Source organism: Sphingobacterium sp. 40-24 (assembly GCF_001899705.1).
GTDB classification, from domain to species: domain Bacteria; phylum Bacteroidota; class Bacteroidia; order Sphingobacteriales; family Sphingobacteriaceae; genus Sphingobacterium; species Sphingobacterium multivorum.
This window is the reverse complement of record NZ_MKWH01000067.1, coordinates 178,614-203,627: the sequence shown is the minus strand read 5'-3', so window position 1 is coordinate 203,627 and position 25,014 is coordinate 178,614. Positions and strand designations below refer to the sequence as shown.

At 39.5% G+C, this 25,014-nt stretch carries 28 protein-coding genes; 10 read left to right on the top strand and 18 right to left on the bottom strand.

Going from position 1 to position 25,014, the window contains the following annotated elements; all coding sequences use genetic code 11:
* Positions 1–40: 40 nt before the first annotated feature.
* Positions 41–1,066 carry a sulfite exporter TauE/SafE family protein gene (locus BGP15_RS25970; RefSeq protein ID WP_286771145.1) on the bottom strand — a complete coding sequence of 342 codons (1,026 nt, stop codon included), beginning with the start codon at positions 1,064–1,066 and terminating at the stop codon, positions 41–43.
* 261 nt (positions 1,067–1,327) lie between these two features.
* On the opposite strand from BGP15_RS25970, the gene BGP15_RS25965 reads away from it, so the two are divergent.
* Positions 1,328–1,567 carry a hypothetical protein gene (locus BGP15_RS25965; protein ID WP_286753615.1) on the top strand — a complete coding sequence of 80 codons (240 nt, stop codon included), beginning with the start codon at positions 1,328–1,330 and terminating at the stop codon, positions 1,565–1,567.
* A gap of 12 nt (positions 1,568–1,579) precedes the next feature.
* Here BGP15_RS25965 and BGP15_RS25960 read toward each other — a convergent pair whose 3' ends face one another.
* Positions 1,580–2,293 (bottom strand): LytR/AlgR family response regulator transcription factor, encoded by a 714-nt coding sequence (locus BGP15_RS25960; protein WP_112376016.1) that lies wholly within the window; start codon positions 2,291–2,293, stop codon positions 1,580–1,582.
* Entirely contained in the window at positions 2,290–3,153 is an 864-nt protein-coding gene (locus BGP15_RS25955; RefSeq protein WP_286771144.1) for a sensor histidine kinase, read from the bottom strand. The genes BGP15_RS25960 and BGP15_RS25955 overlap by 4 nt, the downstream gene beginning before the upstream one ends.
* 432 nt (positions 3,154–3,585) lie before the next feature.
* On the opposite strand from BGP15_RS25955, the gene BGP15_RS25950 reads away from it, so the two are divergent.
* Complete coding sequence (locus BGP15_RS25950; protein ID WP_286771143.1) at positions 3,586–4,563, top strand: hypothetical protein; 978 nt, start codon at positions 3,586–3,588, stop codon at positions 4,561–4,563.
* Here the strand turns inward: BGP15_RS25950 and BGP15_RS25945 are convergent.
* The 5 genes from BGP15_RS25945 to BGP15_RS25925 form a co-directional block, all read right to left on the bottom strand.
* Positions 4,547–5,233 (bottom strand): class I SAM-dependent methyltransferase, encoded by a 687-nt coding sequence (locus BGP15_RS25945; RefSeq protein ID WP_286771142.1) that lies wholly within the window; start codon positions 5,231–5,233, stop codon positions 4,547–4,549. The two genes, BGP15_RS25950 and BGP15_RS25945, sit on opposite strands and share 17 nt — an antisense overlap.
* A gap of 694 nt (positions 5,234–5,927) precedes the next feature.
* Positions 5,928–7,139 (bottom strand): GTP-binding protein, encoded by a 1,212-nt coding sequence (locus BGP15_RS25940; RefSeq protein ID WP_286753611.1) that lies wholly within the window; start codon positions 7,137–7,139, stop codon positions 5,928–5,930.
* A gap of 444 nt (positions 7,140–7,583) precedes the next feature.
* Positions 7,584–8,180 carry an outer membrane beta-barrel protein gene (locus tag BGP15_RS25935; RefSeq protein WP_286771141.1) on the bottom strand — a complete coding sequence of 199 codons (597 nt, stop codon included), beginning with the start codon at positions 8,178–8,180 and terminating at the stop codon, positions 7,584–7,586.
* 25 nt (positions 8,181–8,205) lie between these two features.
* Complete coding sequence (locus BGP15_RS25930) at positions 8,206–8,397, bottom strand: hypothetical protein (RefSeq protein WP_286771140.1); 192 nt, start codon at positions 8,395–8,397, stop codon at positions 8,206–8,208.
* 195 nt (positions 8,398–8,592) lie between these two features.
* A complete protein-coding gene (locus tag BGP15_RS25925; protein ID WP_112376009.1) occupies positions 8,593–9,042 on the bottom strand; it encodes a protein-disulfide reductase DsbD N-terminal domain-containing protein in 450 nt (149 codons plus the stop codon).
* A 366-nt stretch (positions 9,043–9,408) separates the two neighbouring features.
* Between BGP15_RS25925 and BGP15_RS25920 the strand changes: the two genes are divergently transcribed.
* Together BGP15_RS25920 and BGP15_RS25915 are read left to right on the top strand one after the other, a co-directional pair.
* Positions 9,409–9,918, top strand: coding sequence for a ClbS/DfsB family four-helix bundle protein (locus BGP15_RS25920; protein WP_201638913.1), 510 nt, complete (start codon positions 9,409–9,411; stop codon positions 9,916–9,918).
* A 52-nt stretch (positions 9,919–9,970) separates the two neighbouring features.
* Positions 9,971–10,123, top strand: a complete 153-nt coding sequence (locus BGP15_RS25915; RefSeq protein ID WP_112376008.1) for a lmo0937 family membrane protein — start codon at positions 9,971–9,973, stop codon at positions 10,121–10,123.
* Between the two features lie 106 nt (positions 10,124–10,229).
* On the opposite strand, the gene BGP15_RS25910 is transcribed toward BGP15_RS25915, so the two are convergent.
* The gene (locus BGP15_RS25910; protein WP_070568092.1) at positions 10,230–10,736 is read right to left on the bottom strand and encodes a pyridoxamine 5'-phosphate oxidase family protein; all 507 of its coding nucleotides are present in this window, start codon (positions 10,734–10,736) and stop codon (positions 10,230–10,232) included.
* A gap of 183 nt (positions 10,737–10,919) precedes the next feature.
* Between BGP15_RS25910 and BGP15_RS25905 the strand changes: the two genes are divergently transcribed.
* Positions 10,920–12,173 carry a putative DNA modification/repair radical SAM protein gene (locus BGP15_RS25905; RefSeq protein ID WP_070568095.1) on the top strand — a complete coding sequence of 418 codons (1,254 nt, stop codon included), beginning with the start codon at positions 10,920–10,922 and terminating at the stop codon, positions 12,171–12,173.
* Positions 12,173–12,931 (top strand): TIGR03915 family putative DNA repair protein, encoded by a 759-nt coding sequence (locus BGP15_RS25900; protein ID WP_286771139.1) that lies wholly within the window; start codon positions 12,173–12,175, stop codon positions 12,929–12,931. Before BGP15_RS25905 ends, BGP15_RS25900 begins: the two co-directional genes overlap by 1 nt.
* A 49-nt stretch (positions 12,932–12,980) precedes the next feature.
* On the opposite strand, the gene BGP15_RS25895 is transcribed toward BGP15_RS25900, so the two are convergent.
* From BGP15_RS25895 to BGP15_RS25870, 6 genes are all read right to left on the bottom strand, one after another.
* Positions 12,981–13,154: a hypothetical protein gene (locus tag BGP15_RS25895; protein WP_167450493.1), complete on the bottom strand. Its 174-nt coding sequence runs from the start codon at positions 13,152–13,154 to the stop codon at positions 12,981–12,983.
* Between the two features lie 486 nt (positions 13,155–13,640).
* Entirely contained in the window at positions 13,641–14,507 is an 867-nt protein-coding gene (locus BGP15_RS25890) for an AraC family transcriptional regulator (protein WP_286753606.1), read from the bottom strand.
* Positions 14,508–14,547: 40 nt separating this feature from the next.
* Complete coding sequence (locus tag BGP15_RS25885) at positions 14,548–14,934, bottom strand: hypothetical protein (RefSeq protein ID WP_286771138.1); 387 nt, start codon at positions 14,932–14,934, stop codon at positions 14,548–14,550.
* A gap of 9 nt (positions 14,935–14,943) precedes the next feature.
* Complete coding sequence (locus tag BGP15_RS25880; RefSeq protein WP_286771137.1) at positions 14,944–15,435, bottom strand: c-type cytochrome; 492 nt, start codon at positions 15,433–15,435, stop codon at positions 14,944–14,946.
* Positions 15,436–15,477: 42 nt separating this feature from the next.
* The gene (locus tag BGP15_RS25875) at positions 15,478–16,332 is read right to left on the bottom strand and encodes a FixH family protein (protein WP_286771136.1); all 855 of its coding nucleotides are present in this window, start codon (positions 16,330–16,332) and stop codon (positions 15,478–15,480) included.
* Between the two features lie 83 nt (positions 16,333–16,415).
* Positions 16,416–16,793 carry a hypothetical protein gene (locus BGP15_RS25870; protein ID WP_286771135.1) on the bottom strand — a complete coding sequence of 126 codons (378 nt, stop codon included), beginning with the start codon at positions 16,791–16,793 and terminating at the stop codon, positions 16,416–16,418.
* Positions 16,794–16,927: 134 nt separating this feature from the next.
* On the opposite strand from BGP15_RS25870, the gene BGP15_RS25865 reads away from it, so the two are divergent.
* Entirely contained in the window at positions 16,928–17,632 is a 705-nt protein-coding gene (locus tag BGP15_RS25865; protein ID WP_286771134.1) for a hypothetical protein, read from the top strand.
* Positions 17,633–17,853: 221 nt separating this feature from the next.
* Positions 17,854–18,540 carry a class I SAM-dependent methyltransferase gene (locus BGP15_RS25860; RefSeq protein WP_286771133.1) on the top strand — a complete coding sequence of 229 codons (687 nt, stop codon included), beginning with the start codon at positions 17,854–17,856 and terminating at the stop codon, positions 18,538–18,540.
* Between the two features lie 167 nt (positions 18,541–18,707).
* Here BGP15_RS25860 and BGP15_RS25855 read toward each other — a convergent pair whose 3' ends face one another.
* A complete protein-coding gene (locus tag BGP15_RS25855; protein ID WP_286771132.1) occupies positions 18,708–19,601 on the bottom strand; it encodes a sensor histidine kinase in 894 nt (297 codons plus the stop codon).
* 202 nt (positions 19,602–19,803) lie between these two features.
* Between BGP15_RS25855 and BGP15_RS25850 the strand changes: the two genes are divergently transcribed.
* Complete coding sequence (locus BGP15_RS25850; protein WP_159333143.1) at positions 19,804–20,898, top strand: zinc-binding dehydrogenase; 1,095 nt, start codon at positions 19,804–19,806, stop codon at positions 20,896–20,898.
* Entirely contained in the window at positions 20,898–22,181 is a 1,284-nt protein-coding gene (locus tag BGP15_RS25845) for an MFS transporter (RefSeq protein WP_286771131.1), read from the top strand. The genes BGP15_RS25850 and BGP15_RS25845 overlap by 1 nt, the downstream gene beginning before the upstream one ends.
* A gap of 329 nt (positions 22,182–22,510) precedes the next feature.
* Here the strand turns inward: BGP15_RS25845 and BGP15_RS25840 are convergent, their stop codons facing one another.
* Both BGP15_RS25840 and BGP15_RS25835 read right to left on the bottom strand, forming a co-directional pair.
* Positions 22,511–23,878 (bottom strand): mechanosensitive ion channel family protein, encoded by a 1,368-nt coding sequence (locus tag BGP15_RS25840; RefSeq protein ID WP_286771130.1) that lies wholly within the window; start codon positions 23,876–23,878, stop codon positions 22,511–22,513.
* The gene (locus BGP15_RS25835) at positions 23,878–24,948 is read right to left on the bottom strand and encodes a hypothetical protein (RefSeq protein WP_286771129.1); all 1,071 of its coding nucleotides are present in this window, start codon (positions 24,946–24,948) and stop codon (positions 23,878–23,880) included. The genes BGP15_RS25840 and BGP15_RS25835 overlap by 1 nt, the downstream gene beginning before the upstream one ends.
* Positions 24,949–25,014: the final 66 nt, after the last annotated feature.

Below are 25,014 nucleotides of genomic sequence, written 5' to 3'. Positions count from 1 at the left end.
GTAGAAATAAGCATTTTAAAATAAAAAGGCAAGAGACAATTTAATCCAATCGTGTTAACACGCCTTCTTTATGACAGTAAAATTCATAACTAGCCTTCCTTCTAAAACGTATAACCTTTTCGATATAGATACTATTATGTTTTTTGCTAAGGGCAAAATACTTTTGCTGAAGTTTGAGTGGTAAACCAGTCCAGTGAATAGATCGTTCGAGTTCTAAGCCATGCGTCTGACTAAATTCCAAGACAAAATTTGTGTCTCGCCAGCTCAATGCAATTTCAGTTTTATTCTTCGAGCGATCTAAGGCTATCAGCACGTCATTCTGATCGACAATCTTACGCGAACTACCTGCCAGCAATATCGCCCCTGAAACCACCATAGCACCATAACCTATTTTTTTAAATACCTGGTCGCTGAGGTAGGGTAATATAAACTGAACAGTAAATGATGAGACTATTGTTGCAACGGCAATTGCCAGGCCCAGTCCCAGCGCTGCCTTAGAATACAGACCTAAAATAATATAAATAATAAGTTTTACGAGATGTGAAAACACTTCATTAGCACGGGTGGCAATAATCTCCTCTTTGGAAAGCCCCATTTTGAAATAAAACCGATTGAACAACAAGCCGATTGCACCTGTAATTCCTGAAATAAAGCCCGAAAGAAAACCTATAATTGCCAAAAAAGATTTCGAACACTTACTTTCCGAAGATAACGCTGCATTTTTTGATTTAAACAATTGAGGGATATTTCCCATGAGGAAAAAAGCAACAATCAACTGCAAATAGGAAGGTTCTATATATTTAATCAGATATCCACCTAATAGTACAGCCGGAATTGAAAACGGTACAAACCACAGAAAGATCTTCCAGTTGATATGCCGCTTAAAAACAATTATTCTCGATACTGAGCTGGTAAACGTACCAATCGTCAACGAAAATGGAATTAACGATGAAGGCAACATAAAATTCAATAAAGGAATAAGAATAAGGCTTGCTCCCCCTCCACATATGGCGCTGATCCAAAAAGCGACTATGGTACTTAAAAACAGGACAACTAAATTTATCATAGGATTTCAACAAAAAAACTACTTCACTGTAGCCTCTGACAAAAATGCACCGACTTTCTGTAGAAATTTAGAATTGATATCCCTAGCCTCTCCATATGATCTACACCATTCATCTGCTCAATGCTCAACCTTGTTTTTGTATAAAAACTAAATGCTTTCGTATAATATAGGTTGCGTGAAGCAATGAAGAATATAGATTTGTAACGATATCCCATACGTTAAGGGTATCAAATAATTTTGAACACATATAAATTAGTCGGGATGAAAGTTAGGCAAGTGTTGATTTTTAAAAGTTCTGTAAAGACCAAAAGCAAGAAAGAGTTTTTGATGCAATTGGTCAAAACTCATCTTCCACAAGTACAAGATGCTACTGTCGATCTAGATGATGAGGATGCCATATTCAGGTTCGAAACAGAAGAGTGCTCCATCGACTACCTGACGAAGTTCCTACATGGTTATGGTATCCAAGTTGATTTCCTGGATCGCTTTGTAGTTGCCTAAGCCGCCAGTAGATTACAGCAGTCCTCCCGTGTATTGTTTAAAGAAAGCTTCTCGATAGATTTCACCGATCGGAATTTCAAATTTGTCGATGTAAACAGTATGGTTGTCAAATGAATCAATAAAGGACAAATTAATCAGATAGGATTTACTGGTGCGTGCAAAGAGGCTCACCGGAAGTTTCTGGTGAATTGTCTTCAAATTCATTGCAGTAATCAGTTTATTGTTCCGGGTATAAATAACCACATAATCTTTGAGTGCTTCTATAAAGCGAATATCAGTAAATGCAATTTTATAGTATTTCCTATCCGATTTAATAAAAAGTGCATCCTCACTGGCCTTCTCAACCGTACTTTGATTTTCTTTTAACGCTAGTAATTTTTTATAGGCTATTGCTTTATCGATCGCTTTGGCTAAGCGGTCTTTATTGATCGGCTTCAACAGATAATCTATTGCATCCAATTCGTAACTTTTCAGTGCATATTGCGCATAGGCAGTCGTCAGGATAACCAGCTTGTCATTGGGAAGAGACTGTGCAAAATCGAGTCCATTAACCGTTGGCATCTCAATATCCAGAAAAAGCAAATCCACCGAATTTGTTTTAATACATTCTAATGCCGATATCGCGTTGGAAAATGTACCGACTATCTGAATGGACGAAATTTCTTCGATTAAATTTTTCATTTCTTCCCTAGCCAGGGGTTCATCGTCTACAATAATGCAATTCATAATGGAATAGTAAGTTTAACGCTATACAATGTTTCAGTCGTTGACACCGACAGTTCATAATCATTTCTATATAGGAGATCCAGTCGTCTTTTGGCATTAGCCAATCCCAGTCCGCTGTATTTGCTTCGGACAAATAAGCTGTCGGGATCTTTCGAATTTTCACATTCAAAACAAAGCTGCTGATTAGCTTCAGAAAAATGAATTGTAATAAAGGTATCACCAGCGCCTGCGCTTAGACTATGTTTAATTGCGTTTTCAACAAAGGCTGTAAAAAGATGTGGTGGTAGGAATATACCTTTCTTTTCCAATTCTGCTGGGCAGGATATACGCGTTGTGAGGTTATCACGGCGTATTTCCTCCAATTTTAGAAAATTGGAGATAAAGTTGATTTCAGACCTCAAAAGCGTCCTATCATCATTATTTTCATAGAGCTGATATCTTAGAAAGTCTGATAGTTTCATGATGACCTCCGTAGCCATATTCGGATCTTTTCGAATTAAAGCCTTAACATTGTTCAGCATATTGAATAAAAAATGTGGCTGAATCTGGTTCTTCAAGGATATAAGCTCTGTGGTCAGCGCCAAATTTTTCAGTTCAGAAATGCGCTTATTGTCTTCCAACCAACGCTTAAAAAGCTTAAATGTCGTCGTCGTCAGAATAATCGGAATACAGATAAATAATGCGGCGACTAGCCCCATAGAGTCCGACTCCGGTTTTTTTATAGCGGGAATATGAATGGAATAGATGTAATTTGCAATGTACATGACCACCAGCAAACTGGCCGTTACCAGCAGTATCAATGCTAAGACATATAGCTCATATTTAGCCTTAAAGAAAAACTTGGGTATCAGTACATACATATTAGCATAAAACATGCATACAAATACAAGCCACAAGATAATAGAAAAATAAAACCGATAACTACCCTGAAAATGAGAACTCGAATTTGCATTTGCAAAAAGTAAAAGTAAACCGATCAGAAAAAACACATGTCGCAGTGGCCTGAATTTATTTTCTGTAAAATACCTTAAAACAACGCTATTATTGAAGTCCTGCATGCTTTAGAACAATTTTTAACCTGAATAACAAAAATAGCGCTTTTCTTGGCAAGTACCCGATCTCTTATACGAAGGCCTGTTTTTTTTATACCAAAACTAATGGATGATTTTTAACTTTTCTTTCCGCTGTTCCCCCAAAATGGACTTTTGTATAAAAAGAAGACCTGTTGGTCTAAAAAAAGAATCCCACCTACAAATTTCGGCTATTCTTACAATGATTTTAATCATATATTTATGCAAAAAATACTTTCAATGTTTGTGCTGTTACTTAGCCTATCCACGTCCATCGCACAGACTAAAGATAGCGTGCAGCAAAAAGTGAGGGCTGTGGTTACCGACAAATTTCCCATAACACGGGTCCTCAATTTGACCTATGAATCCAATACAGGATACCGTTATTCATCAAAGCTCCAAGGTCAGGATTTACCTAAAACAAAAGTAGAATCGATGTACCAAGCCGGAGGTAGTATCAACATTAATTTTTTAAAGAGCAGAACCTGGAACTTGGGTACCAATATTGGCTATCAGTTCACTTCTGTAAACTCCAATCGTTTAGACCCCATCGCACAATCCACCATACAGTCAACCCATCAATATCATTATCATTACGAATCACTTAATCTTACCCGTTATTCACGTTTGTGGGGCAAGGTAGCATTTTATACCGCAACGGTTGCTGCCAATGGGAGTGAAAAAGCAATAGAACGCATTAATGGGATATTATCTGCTACTGTGGTACTAAAAGCTACGCGGGAGATTCAAATGGCGGTGGGCCTCATCGGCTTTATAGATCCGGCAGCAATTATTCCGGTTTTACCAACCTTTGCCTACAAGCAACAATTTGCCAATGGGATGATACTTGATGTCATCTTACCTAAAGGAGTCTACCTTCGAAAAGAGGTCTTGCGGAATGGCCGCGTTTCAATAGGTTCCGATTTAAATAGTACGATCTTTTACCTCTATAACTTTCAAGGCGCTGAAAAAGTATATACCTTCAGTCAGATGGAGATCAATTCGGGTCTGACTTATGAACATAACCTGGGCCGATCTTTTATTGCCACCCTTAAATCAGGACTAAAAACCATACCCCGTGCACGCGTATTTGAAAAAAACAAAACCCAGCGCGATTATGTATGGGAAGCAAATCCCGATCCTTCGTTTTATATTAATGCGGGGCTTTCCTTCAATCCCTTTGCTAAGAAAAGGAAATAATATCTTTTTTTCGGGTTATCCACCCCATATAAATCGATGATTGAAAGAATCGAACAGGAGGTTCAAATCCGGCTTCTTCACAGAGCTCGACTAATCGTTCTTCCGAGACATGCAACAATTCGTGCTCGATTCTTCGCAATCTTTGAGCGACCTGTGTTTCATCTATCCCCTTGGGCAGAAGAAGCCTCAACAACTGCAAGTTTTGTTGAATCTGCTCCTTATCGCCCGTAATATCTAATAATAACAAGGGTGCTTGCGACATCATTCTCTTGGAAATATCTTGGAGCATAACCAATTTTTCGCCATTGTCTTCTAAAAAGTGTAATACAAGCAAAAGCGTCGCAGCACCAAATTGTTTCTCTTCGTCCAAATCACCTACCACACCTTCGACAAGATGAACATTCTCATCCGCTTCAAATTTTTCCAGGGCCTGGCTAATCATCTCAGGCGACGGATCTACCCCGGTTATTGTCCAAGATTCTGCTGTGTCGACAAAACGTTCTATTTCATTTCCAGTACCACATCCTACCACCAGTAAATCCTTGTTTTCAGTTTCTCGGAGGAGCTTTGGCAACTGATCTAAAAAATAATGGTAATTGGGAATCCAGCTCTCAACAAATTGATCATAGCCACTTGCACGCTCATTTTCAAACAGTTCTACTTTATTCATTTATATAACAATAATCATTCAATATAAAATTAGCATTCAATTGAAAGGGTGCCCTTCTGTATTTCAAATATACATGGAAAACCAGTAGTTTAAAACAATTCTAAATAACATACTACAATTCTGACAATCCCGTTACTAATTTCACCTCTTTGATGCGTGAGCGAGTTTTATCTTTAGACTATCAGTGCTGTTTTTTTGAAAGTCTATCAATTACTTTTTCAGATCAATTCCTTTCATCACCCCAGGTTTAAAGATATTACCCAGCGTATGCATGCGTTCAATTGCATTCAAGTTAATCCCATTCTTTTTTTGATGCTTTTTCAGTATTGATTTAGGTATAAAATTAAACCTTTTAGATATTATTAAAATCAAGCAGTCTGCTCATTGTTAATTATATCATGCATAGTGACTATGATTGTTCCTTAACTATACTGTTCTTTTACCATGACATCTTTGCTATGACTCTTTGAAATTTTCGGAATCATAAAGATGATTTTCGACCATCATGATTAAGCGTTTTAGGGATAGATTTCTATATTTTTAATAGCGCGATTGATGAAGGCTGATAACCGTATCTTGATAACATCTGGCAAATCAGTATAAAAAAGGCCAGAAAATTAATTCTGGCCTTCGAAAAATACAATATCTAACCTACATTACTTACTTTTTTAACCGATGCCGATCACAAGTGGTTTTAAATATTTTTAGGAAATTCGTCTTTCCACCAAGTAAAACGCCAGTCATCGCCTTCTTCTTCGGTCAATAGGCATTCTTCAAGCTCCGACAGATATTTTTCTTTATCTAGATGCTGACCTATAAATACCAATTCATTTTTTCGATCTTCCCACTCCGGGTGCCAACGTTTAAGAAGTTCAGCGCTGATTTCGGCATAACTGGGATACTGATAACGCTGCTCTTCGGGCATGCTACTCCACCATGAGCCTGCACTTTCCAATCTTACGCTGCCACCTGCCTGACTAAAACTAATCGCAAGATTCGGCCGGGATGCCAACCAGAGGAGACCTTTAGCGCGTATGATATTATGTGGGTACCGCTCATTGAGATAACTGTGCAGTCGCTGGGGATGGAAAGGCCGTTGCGATCGAAAGACAAAAGATGAAATACCATACTCCTCTGTTTCAGGGCTATGTTCATTTTCAAGTTCTCTGATCCATCCAGCCGAAGAGGAAGCTTCATCAAAGTCAAACGAGCTCGTACCCATAATTTCCTTTGGATCAACACGTCCAAATTGTGTACGGATTAATTTGGCTCCAGGATTGAGCCGCCCAATAGCAGACTCGAGAGTGCCCAAAGTTTCCTCAGATACCAGATCGGCCTTATTCAAAAGGATAACATTGGCAAATTCGATCTGATCAGTCAACAGATTTACAATTGCCCTATTGTCATAGTCGTCATCCGTCAGTTTCCGATCTAATAAGGTATCGGCGCTTCCAAAATCTTTAGCAAAATTGAAACAGTCCACCACAGTTACCATAGTATCAATGTAACTGAACGTAGACAGATCAATCCCATTGTCAGCACTACTATAACTGAATGTCTGCGCTACTGGAATAGGCTCCGAAATACCAGTACTCTCGATAAGAAGATAATCAAAGCGATTTTCTTTCGCTAGTCGCTCCACCTCCACCATCAAATCCTCCCTTAAGGTACAACAAATACATCCGTTGCTCATCTCCACTAACTTTTCTTCTGTTCGCGAAAGCACATTTTCACGTTCAACAGCTTGTGCATCAATGTTCACTTCACTCATATCATTAACAATAACAGCAACTTTCTTGCCTTCCTTATTGTGTAGAATATGATTCAATAGTGTGGTTTTTCCCGCACCTAAAAATCCACTTAAAACAGTGACAGGTAATTTAACTTTTTTGGAAATGCTGCTCATAGTAATTTCGTTTAAACAAATGTAAAAACAAAACAACATAAATGCAACATTGTTGCTATATAAAGATATACGCTAAAACAATAACAGGTGAACTTCCTTAAAAACTTTCGCATGATGAAGTACAAACCTCGTTTAACATGATCAGCATCCCCTTGTCGTAACGTACGTTCACGATCAGCATCCCGGTATTTGCAGTCTAGTTTGATAAACGGGGAAAATCCTTCAGCCCTATAGGAGCTCCATCCTCCATCAGCCCGTTACAAGTACATCGATTGGTGTATCGAGCTAGTCCTGCAAATATCCATGATATCCAGCAATAAACATCTCCACAACAAATTGTAAATCATTAATAAAATTAAAGCCGCCTGATGTAGCAAAATCAGAGCGGCTCAGCTTACAGCACAGGAAAGTCTGTAAAGGTTACCTACCAGTGGAACTATTAGCTTAAAACAAACGCACTTTAAATCCCAGTTGATACTGGTCAATATGTGCATCCCAATTGTCTACAATTTTATTATTCTTTTTGAATTGTCGGTATCTAAAATACAGCGCGCCAAGATTTATCCCTAATGCGTAACCTATCCGTGTACGACTGTTGAACGCTGGTTTTCCATCATTAAGTTTATACCTGTCGTCGTTGAGCAACATATTCAAGTCTAGGCCACCCAAGATTGAAAATTTACTCGTAAAATTAATTTTTAGGTATACGGGTGTATTGAGATATTTCAGCGAACGGGTCCCCTTGGATAAGCCTCCAGCAAGAGATGCCGTGTTACCATTGACACGAATTCTGGTTAAGTTGTAACTAGGCTCAACTTGAATATCCATCTTGCTATTAAGTCCAAAAATCAAATCCCCTCCCAATTGATATCCCATTCTATTGGCGCCAAATGCATTGCCACTTGCACGCGAAATATTACCACCCACCCGAAGTCCAAACCCCATTTGTCCGTAACATGCGGTCTCGAAACATAACAATCCCATGATCAAAAAACTAACTAGTGTACAATGCTTCAACTTTAATCGATCTATCTTTATCATTTTTATCATAAAACACACCATTACATTAGACCGATGACTGTTTTCCTGCAATTCTATCCTCGGCCGTCAAGGCATATTTTTCACTTAGGGTCATTACTGCGTTTACAATATCTCGAACACTTTCAATGGTGTGAAAATATAGCTGTGGGTTGTGGTTCTTGCGGTAACTATGCACTAAAAAAAGATCTGCCTGCTCAAGTAAGTTTGTGTAATCCATCTAAACAAAGCTAAAATTTCGTAAAAAATAGATTTAACATATTATACCAAAGGGCGTATTTTTTATACCAAAAGCCCCCTTTAAACAAAAAAGGCTAGGTGCGATTACCTAGCCTTTATCCTTAATTTTCCTTTTTCTATCAATTATCCTAAGCGCCAAATCGCTTTAGATCGTTAATTGCTCTTATTTATTAAACTATTTGATCGTTACAGCAAAAGCATACTCATCTGGAGGAAGACATTGTGAAGCGTCACAAGCTTGCCATTCCACGGTACCTTTTACTGTTGCTGTTCCTTTCGTCAGCGAAACCTTTTGCTGAAAGATCACTTCATTGGTGAAGTATCCCACATCCATTTTGAAAACCTCTTCGTGTTTGATCTTCGGTTTTGGTTCAGCCGTCTTACCGACCAAAACGTAGTCAGCAGCTTTACCGAAATTGAAAGATGTTGGAATTGGGCCACCGTCTTTTACATTTTGGGAGTAAATGTGCCAACCATCTTGAATAGTGGCCTTCACATAGACCATAGCTTCCTTGTTGTTCAATTTTTTGCTGGCCACAGTCCATTTAACAGGCTTATGAATCTGAGCGAATGCGCCCGAAACGACGAACATAACCACGGTTAGTAACAATAAAATCTTTTTCATCTTTGTATCAATTTTTCAGTTTATTATTTCATTGGCAGTACATCTTAGGCAGTATCTCCCCTATGAAAGATCCTGTCTAAATACTTACAACAATATTCGTTATAAGCAGAATAAAATACAACACCACTTTAATAAAACAATAAATTTTACCAAAAAATACACATAAAACCATATTTTTTACGATTTAAGGTTTATTGTTTTTTCAATTACAATAATATATTCAAAAACCCTATCAGACTAAAACAAAAGGCATTGTCAAACATTGTCTGCTGTGGGCTTGTGAACACGTTCTGCTCTACAACTCCATCCCAAGCTAATCAATTATACATAATTATTTGTATCTTATGTATAATTCACATTTATGCCATGGCTATACCAACCACAAAAGACGAACTCCTTCAAGCTATCCGTATAAATTACAGCAAGCTTGTCTGTGAACTTTCCGATATTCCGAACGATCAAACTAATCTTCTTATACTCCAGGGTCATGCTAAAGGAACAGTAATGAGTATAAATAACCTAATTTCCTATTTAATTGGCTGGGGTGAGCTGGTTCTCAAATGGAATAAGAAAAGTGAAGATGGCAAAGAGGTTGATTTTCCGGAGACTGGTTTTAAATGGAATGAGCTAGGCAAACTGGCTCAAAAATTTTATCAGGATTATAACAATCTAGATTTTAATACTTTGTGCGCAAAACTAGACCAAACTGTTTTAAAAATTGTGGAACTCATTGAGCAAAAGACAGACATGCAGCTTTATGGTGTATCGTGGTATGAAAAATGGACCTTAGGCAGAATGATTCAATTTAACACCGCTTCACCTTATCAAAATGCAGTCGGGAGGATCCGTAAGTGGAAAAAAGAGAAAAAATACTAAACCATCGCTGGATAAGTATTGTTATTCAATAAACACATATATATTCATTACTATGGGAAATCTATTATATACTATCGCTGTTATTTTGGTCCTGATATGGGCAATCAGTTTTTTTGGAGGCTTTGTTGGCGGAGGGCTAATTCATATTCTTTTGGTAATTGCAATCATCGCAGTACTTTTACGTGTGATCAAAGGAAACGCGTAACAGATTTTTTCGATAAAAGCTTGGTTAGAAAAAAGGTCCTCATTTTGGAAAAGAGGACCTTTTTAGGGTGCTAATTACTGTGTTGATATTATAGATTCCGTTTATATTAAATATTAAGATCTCCTTCTTTACCTATATCTTGTGTATTGCCTGTAACAGCCGCTTTCAACATTTTAAACAAGTTGATGACCATATTTGAGTTTGAATCCCAATAATGCGCTTCTTCAGGTGTGATCTGTAGCAATTGGATATTGGGATCTTCTTTTCCTTTCTTAAACCAGCCTTCCATCATTTTGTTCCAATAACGGTCTATCCTTTCCTGATCCCGCGAAAGACTTGCTTTACCGTTTATACTCAAAAAGGTGTAGGTTTTGGGATCGGCATAAAATAGGGAAACTTTGGGATCCTGTGAAATATTTTTAAACGTCTCACTTTCTGCAGAACAGATGTACCAAATGTCACCATTTGCATCCACTTCCTGTCTGCTCATCGGAACACCATGGGGATAGTCAGAATCTGATGGAAATGAACAGACTGTTCCCACATCAATTTGATCTACGATCCCTTTTAGCTTTTCTAGCGCTTCTTTATTATTCAAATTATTCTCTGCCATAATATGTAGTTTATTCATGAACAAAATCCCGTCACAAATCGTTTATTTTTTTAGCAAATTTGGGCATCCTCCCGCAGTTGAAGATGAATAGTACGAATCTAAAAAAGGCAAATCAAGTAATTTTACGGGTATTTATTACTAATAATATTAGTAATTTTACAGCAAATTACTGGAGAACATATCATGTTTGGTTTTGATGATAAATTGCAAATATTAGCTGATGCCGCTAAATACGACGTAAGTTGCAGTTCAAGTGGAAGTAAACGAAAAAATAGTGGTGGAATAGGCGATTCATCGGCTAGTGGCATTTGTCATACCTACACCGAAGATGGCCGTTGCGTCTCTCTACTAAAAATTTTAATGACCAATTACTGCATCTACGACTGTTCCTTTTGTGTTAGCCGACGTAGCAACGACGTGCAACGCGCAGCATTTTCGGTGAAGGAAGTTGTCGAATTGACCATGAATTTCTACCGTCGAAATTACATCGAAGGTCTTTTTTTAAGTTCGGGTATTTTCAAATCTGCAGACTACACCATGGAACGCTTAATGTTAGTTGTCAAGAAACTTCGGACGGAAGAACGTTTTAATGGTTATATCCACCTCAAAGCCATCCCCGGAGCAAGTGAATCATTATTAAAAGAAGCAGGTTTATATGTTGACCGAATGAGTGTAAACCTCGAAATTCCTACTGAGGAGGGACTCAAACTTGTTGCTCCGGAAAAGGATCATCAGTCCGTTCGCGAGCCTCTGGGGATTATTAAAAATGAAATTCTCAATCTTCGTCAGGATCGAAAAAAAGACAAGAAAGCACCCTTATTTGTACCAGCAGGCCAAAGTACGCAGCTGGTTATTGGAGCAACTCCAGAGAGCGACCTACAGATTATGCAGGCGGCCAATACATTCTATAAAGATTACAATCTCAAACGGGTGTATTATTCGGGTTATATTCCCATCAACGCGACCGATTCCAACCTTCCCCAAATTGGAACAACACCGCCTCTTGTACGTGAAAACAGACTTTATCAGACAGATTGGCTACTTCGATTTTATGGTTTTTCGCTTCATGAAATACTCAACAGCACGCATCAACATCTCGATCTAGAAATAGACCCTAAGCTTGCTTGGGCGCTACGCAACCCGCAATTCTTTCCTATTGACATCAACAGCGCTACTTATGAGTGGATTATCCGAATCCCGGGTATTGGCAGGCAATCTGCCAACAAAATTGTACAGTCGCGCAAATATGGAAAATTAAAGGAATATCAACTTCGAAAAATGGGAATTGCCTATAATCGCGCCAAATATTTTATGGTTTGCCAGGATACACTCATCGCTGGAGGCTTCCACTATCCCGAAAACATCAGAAAGTCTATTCTTGAAAGTAATCCTCGTACACAAGCCAAGGCTTCCAATACACAGCTAACACTTTTCTAATGGACTATATTTTTGACGGAAGTTATTCCGGTTACCTCTGTTGTGTATTTGAAGCTTTTGAACGGAAAGAATTTGATAGCATTCCCACAACAGAAAAGTCTATGGCAATTAGTATTTTTTCGGAAAAGCGACAGGTTCATACTGAGGTTAAAAAAGCCATGCGCATTTTAGTGGGAATGGAAAAAATACTTGGAGCACAAGAAACAAAAATCTTTTATCATAATTTTTTGTCCGATAATCAATCTGAATGGCTCAATGGATTTCAATTGATTGTTGAACTTTTTCGAAGGGGAAAATTAGATATACGCAATTATGGATACCCACCCATACTCCGTATCCATCAGACAGTCAAAAAGATCAGCCGCGAACGACACCGCATGAAAGCTTTTATCCGATTTGTCAAGTCTAACGATAATCTCTACACAGCCATCGTTGAACCCGATTTCAATGTGATTCCCCTGGTTGTAGACTTCTTTAAAAACCGATTCGCCGACCAGTGCTGGTTAATTTATGATATACGGCGAAACTATGGCTTCCATTATGATGGCAAAAATATCTTGGAGGTATACAACAACAATAAAGACGAGGTTCAAGATCCATATCAGCTAGAAGTGGATCTCGATCCTCAAGAAAAAGATTATCAGCATCTCTGGAAGACTTATTTTAAAAGTACCTCTATTGAATCACGCAAAAACCTGAAGCTTCATTTAAGACATGTTCCCAAACGTTACTGGAAATATCTCATCGAAAAACAATAAGTGCCTAAATACAATAAGTCCCAAAATAGCGAAAATCCCGTTCATAAAATCATTTTGATCCACCAAACAACTTGCTGATCAACCAAATGACAATTGCGACTACGACAACAACCAATAGGATGCCCGACCATACGCCTGCTTTAAATATACCTTCAATTGCTGCACAACTCGACACGAGCATCAATAAACTCGACATGAGCGCAAATGGAATTATCTTTTTCATAATACCTGTTTTTATTATTAATCGTAAGTATGACAATGCTGGCATAGAAAATGTTTTACAGCAAAGACGTTCATGTACTTTTTACTTCTCATTGCCGATTCATCTGATATTTTCACTGTATTAAATACCTGAGCAGTCCGTATTTTTTTGTCAAATAATGAACGCTCTACGTTATTTATGCCCTAAAAATACGGTTAGCGAGCCTCGGGAAAGTTTTGGGTACAGCATTTGATTCTGTTTACACAAATAGCAAAATAAAATTTAAACAACAATTGACTAAAGATATGGATACGATACACCAAAAAGCACAAAAAATGGGATTGGAAAAAGGTTATTATCTATTACTAATGGCTATATTGGATTTACCTGTTGATGGTAAGGAAAAATCGGAAAAGAAAAAATAAGGTTGCGTAGGCTACAGGACATTTTTTTTGAAAAGTAAAGCCTTTTTCAACTACATGAAAAAGGCTTTTAATCATATTTACATCAACAATTTTTCCTAAACTCTTCAGGACTCATTCCTTTATTTGCTTTAAAAAAAGTACTGAAATATGGTACATTTTCAAAACCGAGTTCAAAGGCAATTTCTTTTACCGTTTTAAAGGTATGATAAAGCAATCGCTCGGCCTCCAATAGTATCCGTCCGCGGATAATAGTGCCGCAGCTCGTCGATCTGTTTTTTCGACAAATCCGATTAAGATAGTTGATCGATATATTCAATTGCTCTGCGTAAAATGACGGATAACGCTGCTGCGCATAATGACTATCAACCAAAGATTCGAAACTCCGGATTTTATCGTCATCTTCCTCCTGCTTTGCAGCCACATGATCGACCACGATTTGCCTTCCCAAAATCTGGAGCAGCATGGTTAAGTAGCGGCTCAATACACCGTGAGCACTCAATTTAACTGAATTATAAGCTGTTTCCATCAAACTTACTATATGTAGACAACTGATGATATCTTCTTTCGATAGCACAAAAGCGTGTTTACATCTACTCCTTAAAAAATGAAAGAAGTTTCTTACAGCAGTGTTCTGACTTTCCATGAGAAAGGATGCTGTAAATAAGACACTGTATCCTTCTACAGACGAACCTGCATGAAAACTACACACACAATTTGAATTTATGCTGATTATATCATGGGCAGCTATAATCTGTACGCTCTGATCCGCTACCATAGACAGTTCACCACTATTGATAAGCAAAAGGGTATAAAAAGACCTTAGGTGGAGCGTATTTTGATTTGCTTTAGCTTGTAAAAAAGCTGCTATAGGCATAATAACGATTCCCTGCGAAGTGGAATCAATATCTTCTAATTTTAGAAAATCTAGTTTCTCTTTTCGTATTACCATTTCTTTATGATTATTCTGTGAAAAAATATTTGTGGAATAATCAAATGATTGGCGGTCTAAAAACTTCAGGCAGTATACCTCCGAAGGTATCGGAGACAAAGTCTTTCGGATAGACAGTTTTCACATCAGGTACTATTGGAGAGTACAGCAAGACTCCCTTCACATACTGCACAAAGACCAATATTTCCATCCCCTTCATTTTGGCGAGCACATTGTTCACATCCTTTTGTTCAACCGTCTTTTCGCTAAGGAAACAGAAGCCTTTACAGCTCACTGCCGGTTCAAAACGATTGACACAGAGGTTTTGCTCGATATAGGTACGATTGCACTCAAATTCAATAAATGCCCACAACAGATTGGTTGCCTGCACACATATTGCCCAAGCCATTGTCATGCAAAACCACCATCTACAGTATTGAGACTTCATTGATCCGATCTATTTTGTAGTGCTATTACGTTCGCGCAAATATTCTAAAATGGCACGTGCCTCTTCTTGCTTCAAGCCCAAGCTAATCATTGGCGACCCATACTCCTTACTCAGTGCTTTCGCGTCGGCATCTTTCTCCAGCATGGTTGCCGGATCTAGCATCATGTTCATAATCCACTCCGGGGTACGACGTTTGATGACAGCGTCCAACGATGGACCTACCAATGTACGATCAAAACTATGGCACATTGCACATTTCGACACAAATAGTTCTACGCCCCTATTTGCAAGCCGCGCATCAAAAGGTTTGTGTTCGAAGGAAGAAATAGTTCCCACCCCTTTGGGCCCCTCGGTTTTATAATCGAGCATGGTCCCAGACTCAACTGCGGAAGGTTGCTGGGCACTATTTTCCTTCTTGACTTTTGTCGCCTCATTTCCGCTACACGCCAGTATAGCTACAAAACCGAAACAGCCTAGGATTACGTTGATTCTCTTTTTCATTTTTATTGTTTAAGTATATTGGTAAAATAAATTCTGTTTGTATTAAGTGACCTGCACTAGATATTTTATATCATCCTGATTTGATTTTTTGCCCGCTTTCCATAGTTCGACAATGACTTCCCAACGACCAGGCATAGAAAAATTAACAGTGCCTTCATAGTAACCATTACCTGTACTTTCAGCAGCAAAATTTTCCGAAGACCCCGTTTCCGTAGTAGGCCTATTGGTCTTTAGTTTAATGACATAATGATCTAATACCGGAAAATGATGACCATCCATTTTATTCATTAAAAATCGGATGGGATGCCTTCCCTGCTTTACGCTATCAGGCAATAGGCAGGAAATAAATACGCGGCTATCGTCTCTGGTTCCAGAGCTCATTGTTCGCATGGTTGCTGCTGCAGTAACCGGAATCTTGATGGCAAGTGTATCTTTTATGCGATTGTGACTGCGTATCGTATGTAATTGCCAGCCCTTCCCCATCTGCGGGATATCCGCCATAATAAAAACCATTGGGCTGCTATACCAGCCTTCGCCGAGCGCGACGGGATGCTCAAAGGGGCCTCCATGCTTCATACGTCCCATACTCATTTCTGGATAGAAATCAAGGGATTTGTCATTGATCGGAATTCCCGAGGTATCTCTTAAACGCAGATAAATGGTATGGTATTTATTGTTGAGTTTGGCATCCGCATATATGGTATAATTGGTAACATCCCAAACAGTATCCGCTACACGGACCAGATCGGATTCCTTAGGCAGGATAAAATCCGTAGCTTTCTTACCGTTCTTTTTTGAATGATCGGCAGTACAGGATGAAGTTGAAAAAGCAACTGAAAACGCGAGTAGCAGTAAGATCACGCCCCCGACAGTCCCTACGCGGGAATATAAATTCATATGTATTGATTTAAATCTTTTGAAAATAGACAGTACCTGCCATCAGTCAATATGCCGACAGCCCGTACGAAAAGCAAAATGACTTAAACCAAAGGTGGATGAAAAATAGTAAAGATTGGTCTATAGCTATAGTTTACCTGATATGCCGGAAGTAAGGTCTCCGCAGCCGCTTCTTCAAAAAAAGTGATATCAAGGTTAAAACATTGCTGATTATTGATAAATACAACGTCGATTATACGAGATTCCAGGTTCTTTTGTTCCTTCTCCTCATGTTCACGCATTTTCTTCATCAAGATACATTGTCCTCTACAGGAAAGTGCCTTTTCATTGAATCGATTGATACACTCATTCTTAGCAATATAATCTCTGTTAAATTCAAAAACAGTCCATAGCCATACCGACGAGAAGCTCTGCAGGAGCATCAGCGGCAGTAGAATCCATATCAATTGTTTCGCTTTCATGTATCGCTAGTGCAGCAAATATACTAATTATTGACATACCAGCAACGAACTGCCTCTTTTCAAAACGCTCAAATGTTTTCTAAAACATCAAGAAGTTTTAGTACATTTAGCTAAAAATCACGCGCTTTGAACAAATGAAGTTTAATCCTCTTTTAGTCATTAAATTATTACTTGGGCTGTTTATCTGTATCGGAATAGCTTTGACAATATTGATGATGGTTCATGGCAGCAAAATTGTGGGGGCTTATGTCGTTTCTGTACTTTTCATACTATTCCCCGGTATTATCCTGTACGGTATGACCCTTGGATTTCGAGTATCCGAGAAAACCATAACACGACAGATTGCCCAACAGGAAAGTGTAACATCCGATCATAAAGGCATATCCTATCAAATCCCCTTGCTAAAAACAACCCAATTTATCTCCTGGGAAATTATCGAGACCATTATCTACAGCAACTACCACAGCGACGACCAGGCGCAGTTCAGCTTTTATCTGACACAACCGGCAATTCAAATCGCGTCAGAAAAGCCAGGATGGTTAGCGAAAGTTCTCCTACCCTTGATTAAAACAAGTAAAAAGGTCGTTATTTACGAAAATTGCATCAATTTTCGCGAAATCCCGAAAATGCTAGAAAAACATTTTTCCTCCATCAACCCTGTTGACATAAACGAAGTCCATGGAAAAGGTACACTACTGAGATCAAAGACCATCTTAAAGGAAAATACGATTCAGATCGAAGAATATTGGAAACCTAATCCAAATTTTGAACCTGAAAAAGTTATTTATGATCGATACAACCGGACGATTGATGAACAAATACAATCAAAAAACAGCTAAAATTTGTTTTCCTGGGCAAATTCACCCACGTCGTCGTGCAACATTCAATAGGTATTGCTTATTTTTTAATATTACGTTTGTGGATTGGCTGGGTGATATTTATGTCCGCAGCTGAGGCAAGCAGAATAAAAATCCAAAATAAGCTGGTCAGAGATATGACATAAATTCCAGCAATTGTTGCTGATAAAATGGATAAATTTGTACCTGTTAACACTATTGCAATGATTAAAAGAATAACAGCATATTGGAATGACCGTAGTAGCTCCTGGCGCAAGGAAAGGGATGAAGCTTGGTCCAGGCCGGAGACCGAACGCTGGCTAGCGTTTTTCAAGTCCGTCCGTAGCCAGGCTTGGGGCAATAAAGTACTTGAAGTCGGTACTGCTACGGGATATTTCGCCAACATTATGACCCTTGCGGGTTTTGAGGTTACTGCCGTTGACCTCTCCCCGCAGATGATTGAATATGCAAAACTCGTCAGCCAAGAACTAGAACTTCGCGTAGACTATCGGGTCATGGATGCGCAAGTACTACAGTTTGAAGCCAACACCTTTGACTTCGTCTTCACTAGGTTGATGACGTGGACCATCCCCGATCTCGAAAAATGCTACCGCGAGATGGAACGTGTGCTCAAGCCAGGCGGAAGAATGATCAACCTAGATGCCGATTTTGGGAAAACGGTCTTTAGTACCGAAAGGCACGATGAATGTCCATTGGGCGCTATCGATCAGATCAATGACATCAAATCGGCATTAGACATCAGTGCACATCAGCGTCCTGCCAAAGACATCGAACTATTGGAAGCAGTTGGATTTGGTTCTATTAAAGTCGATATGGATGCCCAAAATCGTATTCTTGAACTCCCTTTCGAAACTGAAGGACTTTTTATGCTAGAAGCTCTCAAAAAGTAAAACTTTTTCAAGACCTTTGAGGTGTTTTTCGTCGGGAAAAGCCGCATAATGATTGGTTTACGGATCTTTCATACCAACTGATCTTTCATAAAAAACTAAGTTTGTCATTTAATTCTTCATAAAAAAAGCCCGATCTATATCGGGCTTTTATAGTAGATTGATTGTTATCAAGAGACAGCCTGATAAGCCTTCCGCGGAAACGAGATCCGAACAGAAACGCCTATACCATGCTGATTCTCGAACTGCATTTTTCCATCAATCCGTTTGATCAAATCCTTACAGAGGGAGATACCCAACCCTGCACCATTTTTGTTTTCAGATCTTTTACGGTCCCAGCTATTAACAAAATTTAAATTGTGGAGGACTTCCGATGAAAGTTCTTCCCCATCATTGCTAACGATAAGCTCCCATCGATCCCTTTGGTCATCGATCAATTGCAGCACGATGCTACCGCCGACTCGTCCATATTTAATGGCGTTGCTAATCACATTTCTTAGCACAAAAGCGAGAATTCCTTTATGTGTATCCGCGCAAAAATCCGGATTCACCGAATTTATGATCTGTATATTGAAACGTTGGATTTCTAGCGCATAGATTCCCAATACCGCATCAATTTGATCGCGAATATTACAGTTCTCGGTATTTTCAAGCTTATCTCGAAGTTGTGATTCTGTCCAAAGTAAAACCTCTTCCAACATCGTCCGCGATCTGGCCACCTGACCTTTTAGATTTAAAAAAATGAGTTTAAGATCCTCCTTATCAACGAGAGAAATATCATCAATCGCCAGCAAAATTTCGACCGATGCAAATGGTGCCCTGAGATCATGCGATGCAATGGATAGGACTTTAGTCTTGAAACTCTCAGCAATTTTTAACTCCTCATTATAATGATGAATACGAATTGCCTGTTCACTGAGGATACTGTTGGCAGTCGTTAATTTGAGCTGTTCGACCTTTAGCAACCGGTTCTTTCGGATTAAAAAGTAGATCAGTACACCTATCAGCGTTTTACTGATGACTATTCCAACAATAAGTAAAGTAATAATAGTTTGGCTTTGCACAATTTTTAGGTAATAAATTAATAATAATGACTAATGGAATATCAAAGCTAAACAATCACGTGCTAATTAAAAAATTTACCTTAAAACGAATCTCATTAATTTTGATCAATCGTTGACCTTATTTACAAAAACTTAATCATTTGAAAATATAGTATAAATAAACTTTGTTTAGTATTGCATAACTTATGTATTTTTATGCAAAATGAAACAACTAGCAACATATTACGTTTTTGATCAAGCTAATACGGCGCTCGCTAAAGTGAGCAAACCTATTCCACCTTTGAAAGATGGCGAAATTTTGGTCAACATACGCTATACCACTCTTTGTGGTAGTGATCTTCATACCTATTGTGGGTTGCGAAACGAACCATGTCCTACGATTTTAGGTCATGAGATTGTGGGCGTTATCGCAGCGATTTCTTCTGATCATAGCGGACTTGATGCACGAGGCAATCAGCTACAGATTGGCGACCTAATTACCTGGACTGTTTTTTCCAGTGATCCCAATAGTGCCAATTATCAGCCGGAGATTCCGCAGAAAAACGATAAGATCTACAAATATGGTCACCGTCAGATAACCGAAATGGATGACCTTCATGGTGGATTGGCAACCCATATCATCTTACGGCCAAATACCTGCATACGAGTACTTCCAAAAGATATCTCTCCTGCAGTAGCTGCCACCATCAATTGTGCTGTTGCTACTTCGGCAGGAGCCCTTCGCCTGGCAGAGACCATTACGAAAAAAAACATTCATGTTGCAGGCATTGGATTATTGGGACTGGTTAGCATTGCCATGTGCAAGGAAATGGGTGCTAAAAGTATCATCGCTTCTGACATTAATCCTGCACGTTTAGAACTCGCTAAAAAATTTGGCGCGACAGCTACAATAGATCTACGTGAAACCACATCCAGCACAGCATTAGAAGCTACAGTTATAGACCGATTTATCGACATGAGCGGCTCGCCAGAGGCGATGGAGCTTGGAATCGATACGTTGGGGCTCCATGGGAATGCTGTTCTCGTAGGTGCCGTGTTTAAGCAGCGCGCTACTGGGATAGACGCCGAAAAAGTAATTCGAAAGATGCTCACGATCAAAGGACTGCATAATTACAACTATACCGATTTCTCTGTCGCTGTAGACTTTATCATTGAAAACTGGCAAAAGTATCCCTTTGAATCATTGATCGAACGTGAATTCCCACTTGCTGAAGTCAATGATGCAATAAGCTATGCGTTAACGCACAAACCAATACGAGCAGGTTTATTCGTCCACCCCTCAACGGAGCAGCTTTAATGGAAAGAAAATTTAGAAAAGATCAGTGGAAAATGTTGTTTGTAACCATGTTTTGTTACTTATTCTTTTACACAGGTCGACACAATTTTGGATGGGCAGCAAGAGGTATTGCCAAAGAGCTAGACATCAGTTTTCAGCAAGTAGGCTGGATCAGTTTTGCAATGTTAATGGGCTATGCGATCGGCCAGCTCATCAATGGAAATCTAGCCGATCGATGGAGTCCCAAAATTATGATTGTCGCTGGAGGAGGCTTGTCCATTCTCTGTAATCTCGTCATCAGTTTCGCTGGTTCTTATACAGCTATTTTGGTTCTTTGGACGCTGAATGGTTATTTCCAATCCATGGCATGGGGCTCAGGAGGTAAGCTTATTTCCAATTGGTGGAGCAGCTCCGAACGTGGCAAGGCTTTTGGCTTTTATACCATGGCTGCCGGAAGCTCCTCCGTTTTGACCTTTCTGATGGCTTTGGTACTCGTCCAACAGGAACAAAGCTGGCGCACCCTATTTCGCTATCCTATCCTATTTCTCGCTGGCGCATTATTGGTCTTTCTTTTTGTCGCATACAGCGACCCTAAAAAAAAAGGCTATACTCCTGCTGACGAAAAAGAAGGAATCGCGGAACCGGAAGACACACCAGAACAAGTTGCAGCATCCGAAAAACAAGAAAACTGGAAGCAGTCCTATCTGCATGTATTTCAGCATCGCAACTTTATGATCGCTTCGCTCGCCATTGGTTTTCAAAGTATGGCACGGTATGGCTTAATCTTTTGGGTACCGATCCACTTTTTAGGGAACAACTACAAAGAATCATCAGGCAATATGTGGTTAACCTTACTCATCCCCATTGGGATGGCCCTTGGTGCTGTTTCTTTCGGATACATTTCAGACCTCGTCTTTAACAAAAACAGAAGTAAATCGATCGCTGCGGGTATGATGATCAGCTGCATTATTGCCCTTCTCATTTATTTGGTACCTGTTCACAATCACCTCCTGATGGGCATACTCATGTTTACCTCAGGATTCTTTGTGTATGGTCCGCAAGCCAATTTCTGGACCCTGAGCCCAGATCTGCTTGGAACCAAACTTGTTGGAACAGGTATCGGCGTGATGAACATGTTTGCGTATGTATTTGCGGCCGTTGGTGAACCTTTGTTTGGTAAGCTGATAGATTACACAGGCAACACGGCCAATATATTTCTTTTTGTTGCATTGATATGTGCGATATGTGCAACAATCATTGGTTTTGTCCGAAGTCCAAAATCAATATCAAATAAAAAGCCATGATAAACCGAAAACAATTCTTAAAAACTTGCAAAAATGCGTACCGACTTTGACACAGCTCCAACCGAGAAGTTGATGCTAGACATCAGAACTTAAAATTCGGTGTTATCACCGATCTACATTACGATCTGATGCAGGATGGGAACCGTTGTACCCAACGCTTTATCGATGAAATGAACCACGAACAACCCGACTTTATTATTTCCTTAAGTGATTTTTGTGTTCCCAAAGGAGGACATTCTACCCCATTTCTTCAAAAGTTGACTCTCGTAAACTAATGTGCTGATTCGACCATCAGTCAATACCATGGTAAAATAATCTCCTGATCAACTTTAATGATTGGGTTTCACTTTTGTTTCGCTATTGGTCTGATTGAGGATTACCTGTTGAATCGGCAAAGCCATATCGACACCTTCATCAGCAAACGCGTTATAAATCTTGGTTAATAGTCCGCTCTTGACACTACCACCGTCTTTAGATATTCTGACCCAAAAATAGAGTTCGACCACCACTGCCTGTGAGGTTACCTGTGCAAACTGCACAGCAGTACCCCCAGAAGAGAGAATCTGCTCGTCCTCATCCATTATTTTTTTGAGCAACTGAGTTACCCTTTCAAGATCTACCCCATATTTTACCTCAAGCCGAATGCAGAGACGTTTTTTTGCCCCACCCTGACTCCAGTTCATCACATGCGCATTGAGCAGGTCCCCATTGGGCATAATCAGATCCGCGCCCTCGGCCGTCGCAATGACACTGCTGCGAAACCCTATCGATTTCACTTTTCCCGATCGCCCACCGATCTCAATTAGGTCGTCCACATTCACAGGCTTTTCAAAGGCAATAATCAAACCACTCACCAGATTGTTGACCAGCGTCTGCAGGCCAAAGCCTATTCCTACCCCCAATGCCCCTAAGATAATACCAATCTGTTGAACAGGGATCCCCAGTGCCGAAAAGGCCAGAAAAAATCCAATCACGATAATCGTGATCCGAACGAGTAAAATCCAGCTTCCCAGTCGAAATTTGTTCTGAGCTGCCCCTTCCTTTTTCTCCCATTGGGAATCTGCTGCGAAATAGGAAACAATCTTTGAAAGCACCGTTGCACAGACCATAATGAATAGAAATACCAGGAGGTTATTGACGGAGAACTGATAGTTACCCAAGCGGTGTCCGGTTTCCAAAAAATCTCGCAAGGGGTCTGCGAGGAATCTGAATTCGTAGAAATTTCGGCCAAAGAGCACAAACCATCCAACAATCAATACCGCATAAAAAAAAGCTGGAGCTCTTTTGCCTACCTTATTATAATTAATATAAAATAGTCTTCTTTCCTGCTTCTGATAGACCGAAGAAGCCAATTGCAATCCCTCATTGACCAATCGAATCACCCACAAAAACAAAATAAAGACTACAGCATTTGTTAACCCTGCTACCAGAAGAACTTTACTGAGGTTAAAACGGCCGAAAAGATTCAGTATAATGGACGCAAATTCCAGGAAAACCATAAATGCGATCGGAAAAAGTATCCAACGTTCTTTTATCTCATCGCGACGTTTCTTATTACAGAGCGCAAGCAGACCCACCAGGCAGGCAAGGGCGGCAATGACAAGAATCAGCCAGCGTTCCAACCGTGAAGGTTGAAGCACCAGGTTATCCAATCCGGCAAAAATAAAAAGGGTTAAAATGGAAAGCCAAACCTTCATCAGTACCCCGTTATTGCCGGTCTAAAAACAAGAGATAAAAAGATTGACGCAATCGTCAAAATTGTGATCGTGAACACAAAAGGTGGCGTCGGGAATATAAATTGCATAACACACAATCCAATCGTCAATCCGCTCAATAGCGGTCTATGCAGTAACAGACTTGCCTGAATCACATTTTCATCGTTGATCTTTCTACGCAAGACATGGACATAGATGACCACAATCAAAGTCCCCAAGAAAAAGAAAAACAGCTTTCCAAGATGCGCCCTTAAATAATAGAAGTAGAGCAATTTGGCTTTCACGAATGAGAAGTAAAGGATTTCATTCATGGGTCGTTCAAACTTACTAGGGACCCAAATATTGACAAAGTTGCGGCCTATCGTTCGGTTTGAGAGTCGGTTCTGGTAATATAATACCTCCTCCATATCCGATTGCAGCCGTGCTAGCTCTAAATTAATTTTATTTTGTAATTCATGCACACCGTTAATCCGTTCTGCCAATTTCAAGGTGATGGGTGCGATCTCCAAAGCAATCACCCGAATCCTGCCCAGATAACGGGCAAGGTTAGCAGAATCTTTGGAAATAACAAAAAGTGCAGGATCATTACTTAATGAATCAAGTTCCAGCTGATAGTTTGTGAGCCGATCCTGATAGCGGTCTATGTCACGTTTTAAGCTCCTTACTTCAATGGACAAAGCATTCAAAATATTAAATGTTACGGTAAGATTGCGCGAAGACTGTGCCGACCCTTTATTCTCAAAAACACCGTCCTTAGCTATATCGTGTAAGGCGACCAATTCTTTCAACCCTTGGTCCACACTCAACGAATCGAAACCTTTATGCAGGAAAGAGCGCGATTGACTCGCCAATAACTTAACATCTTCCAGTACCCGATTCTGGCGGATGGCCGCACGATCCATCTCCAAATCCTGGACACTCTTTTTTGCCGATTCTTTAAAAAATCGGTCCATCTTGGCGACGAAACCCGATTGGACCGAATCTTGCGAATTGCCTAGAAGCATTTTCGAACACAGCATGATGAAAAAACACGCTAAAACTTTGCTGTTCATTACAATTGAAGTTTATTTTTTCCTTTAGGTATTTAAATTGTACGCTAAACATCTAAATGTACATAT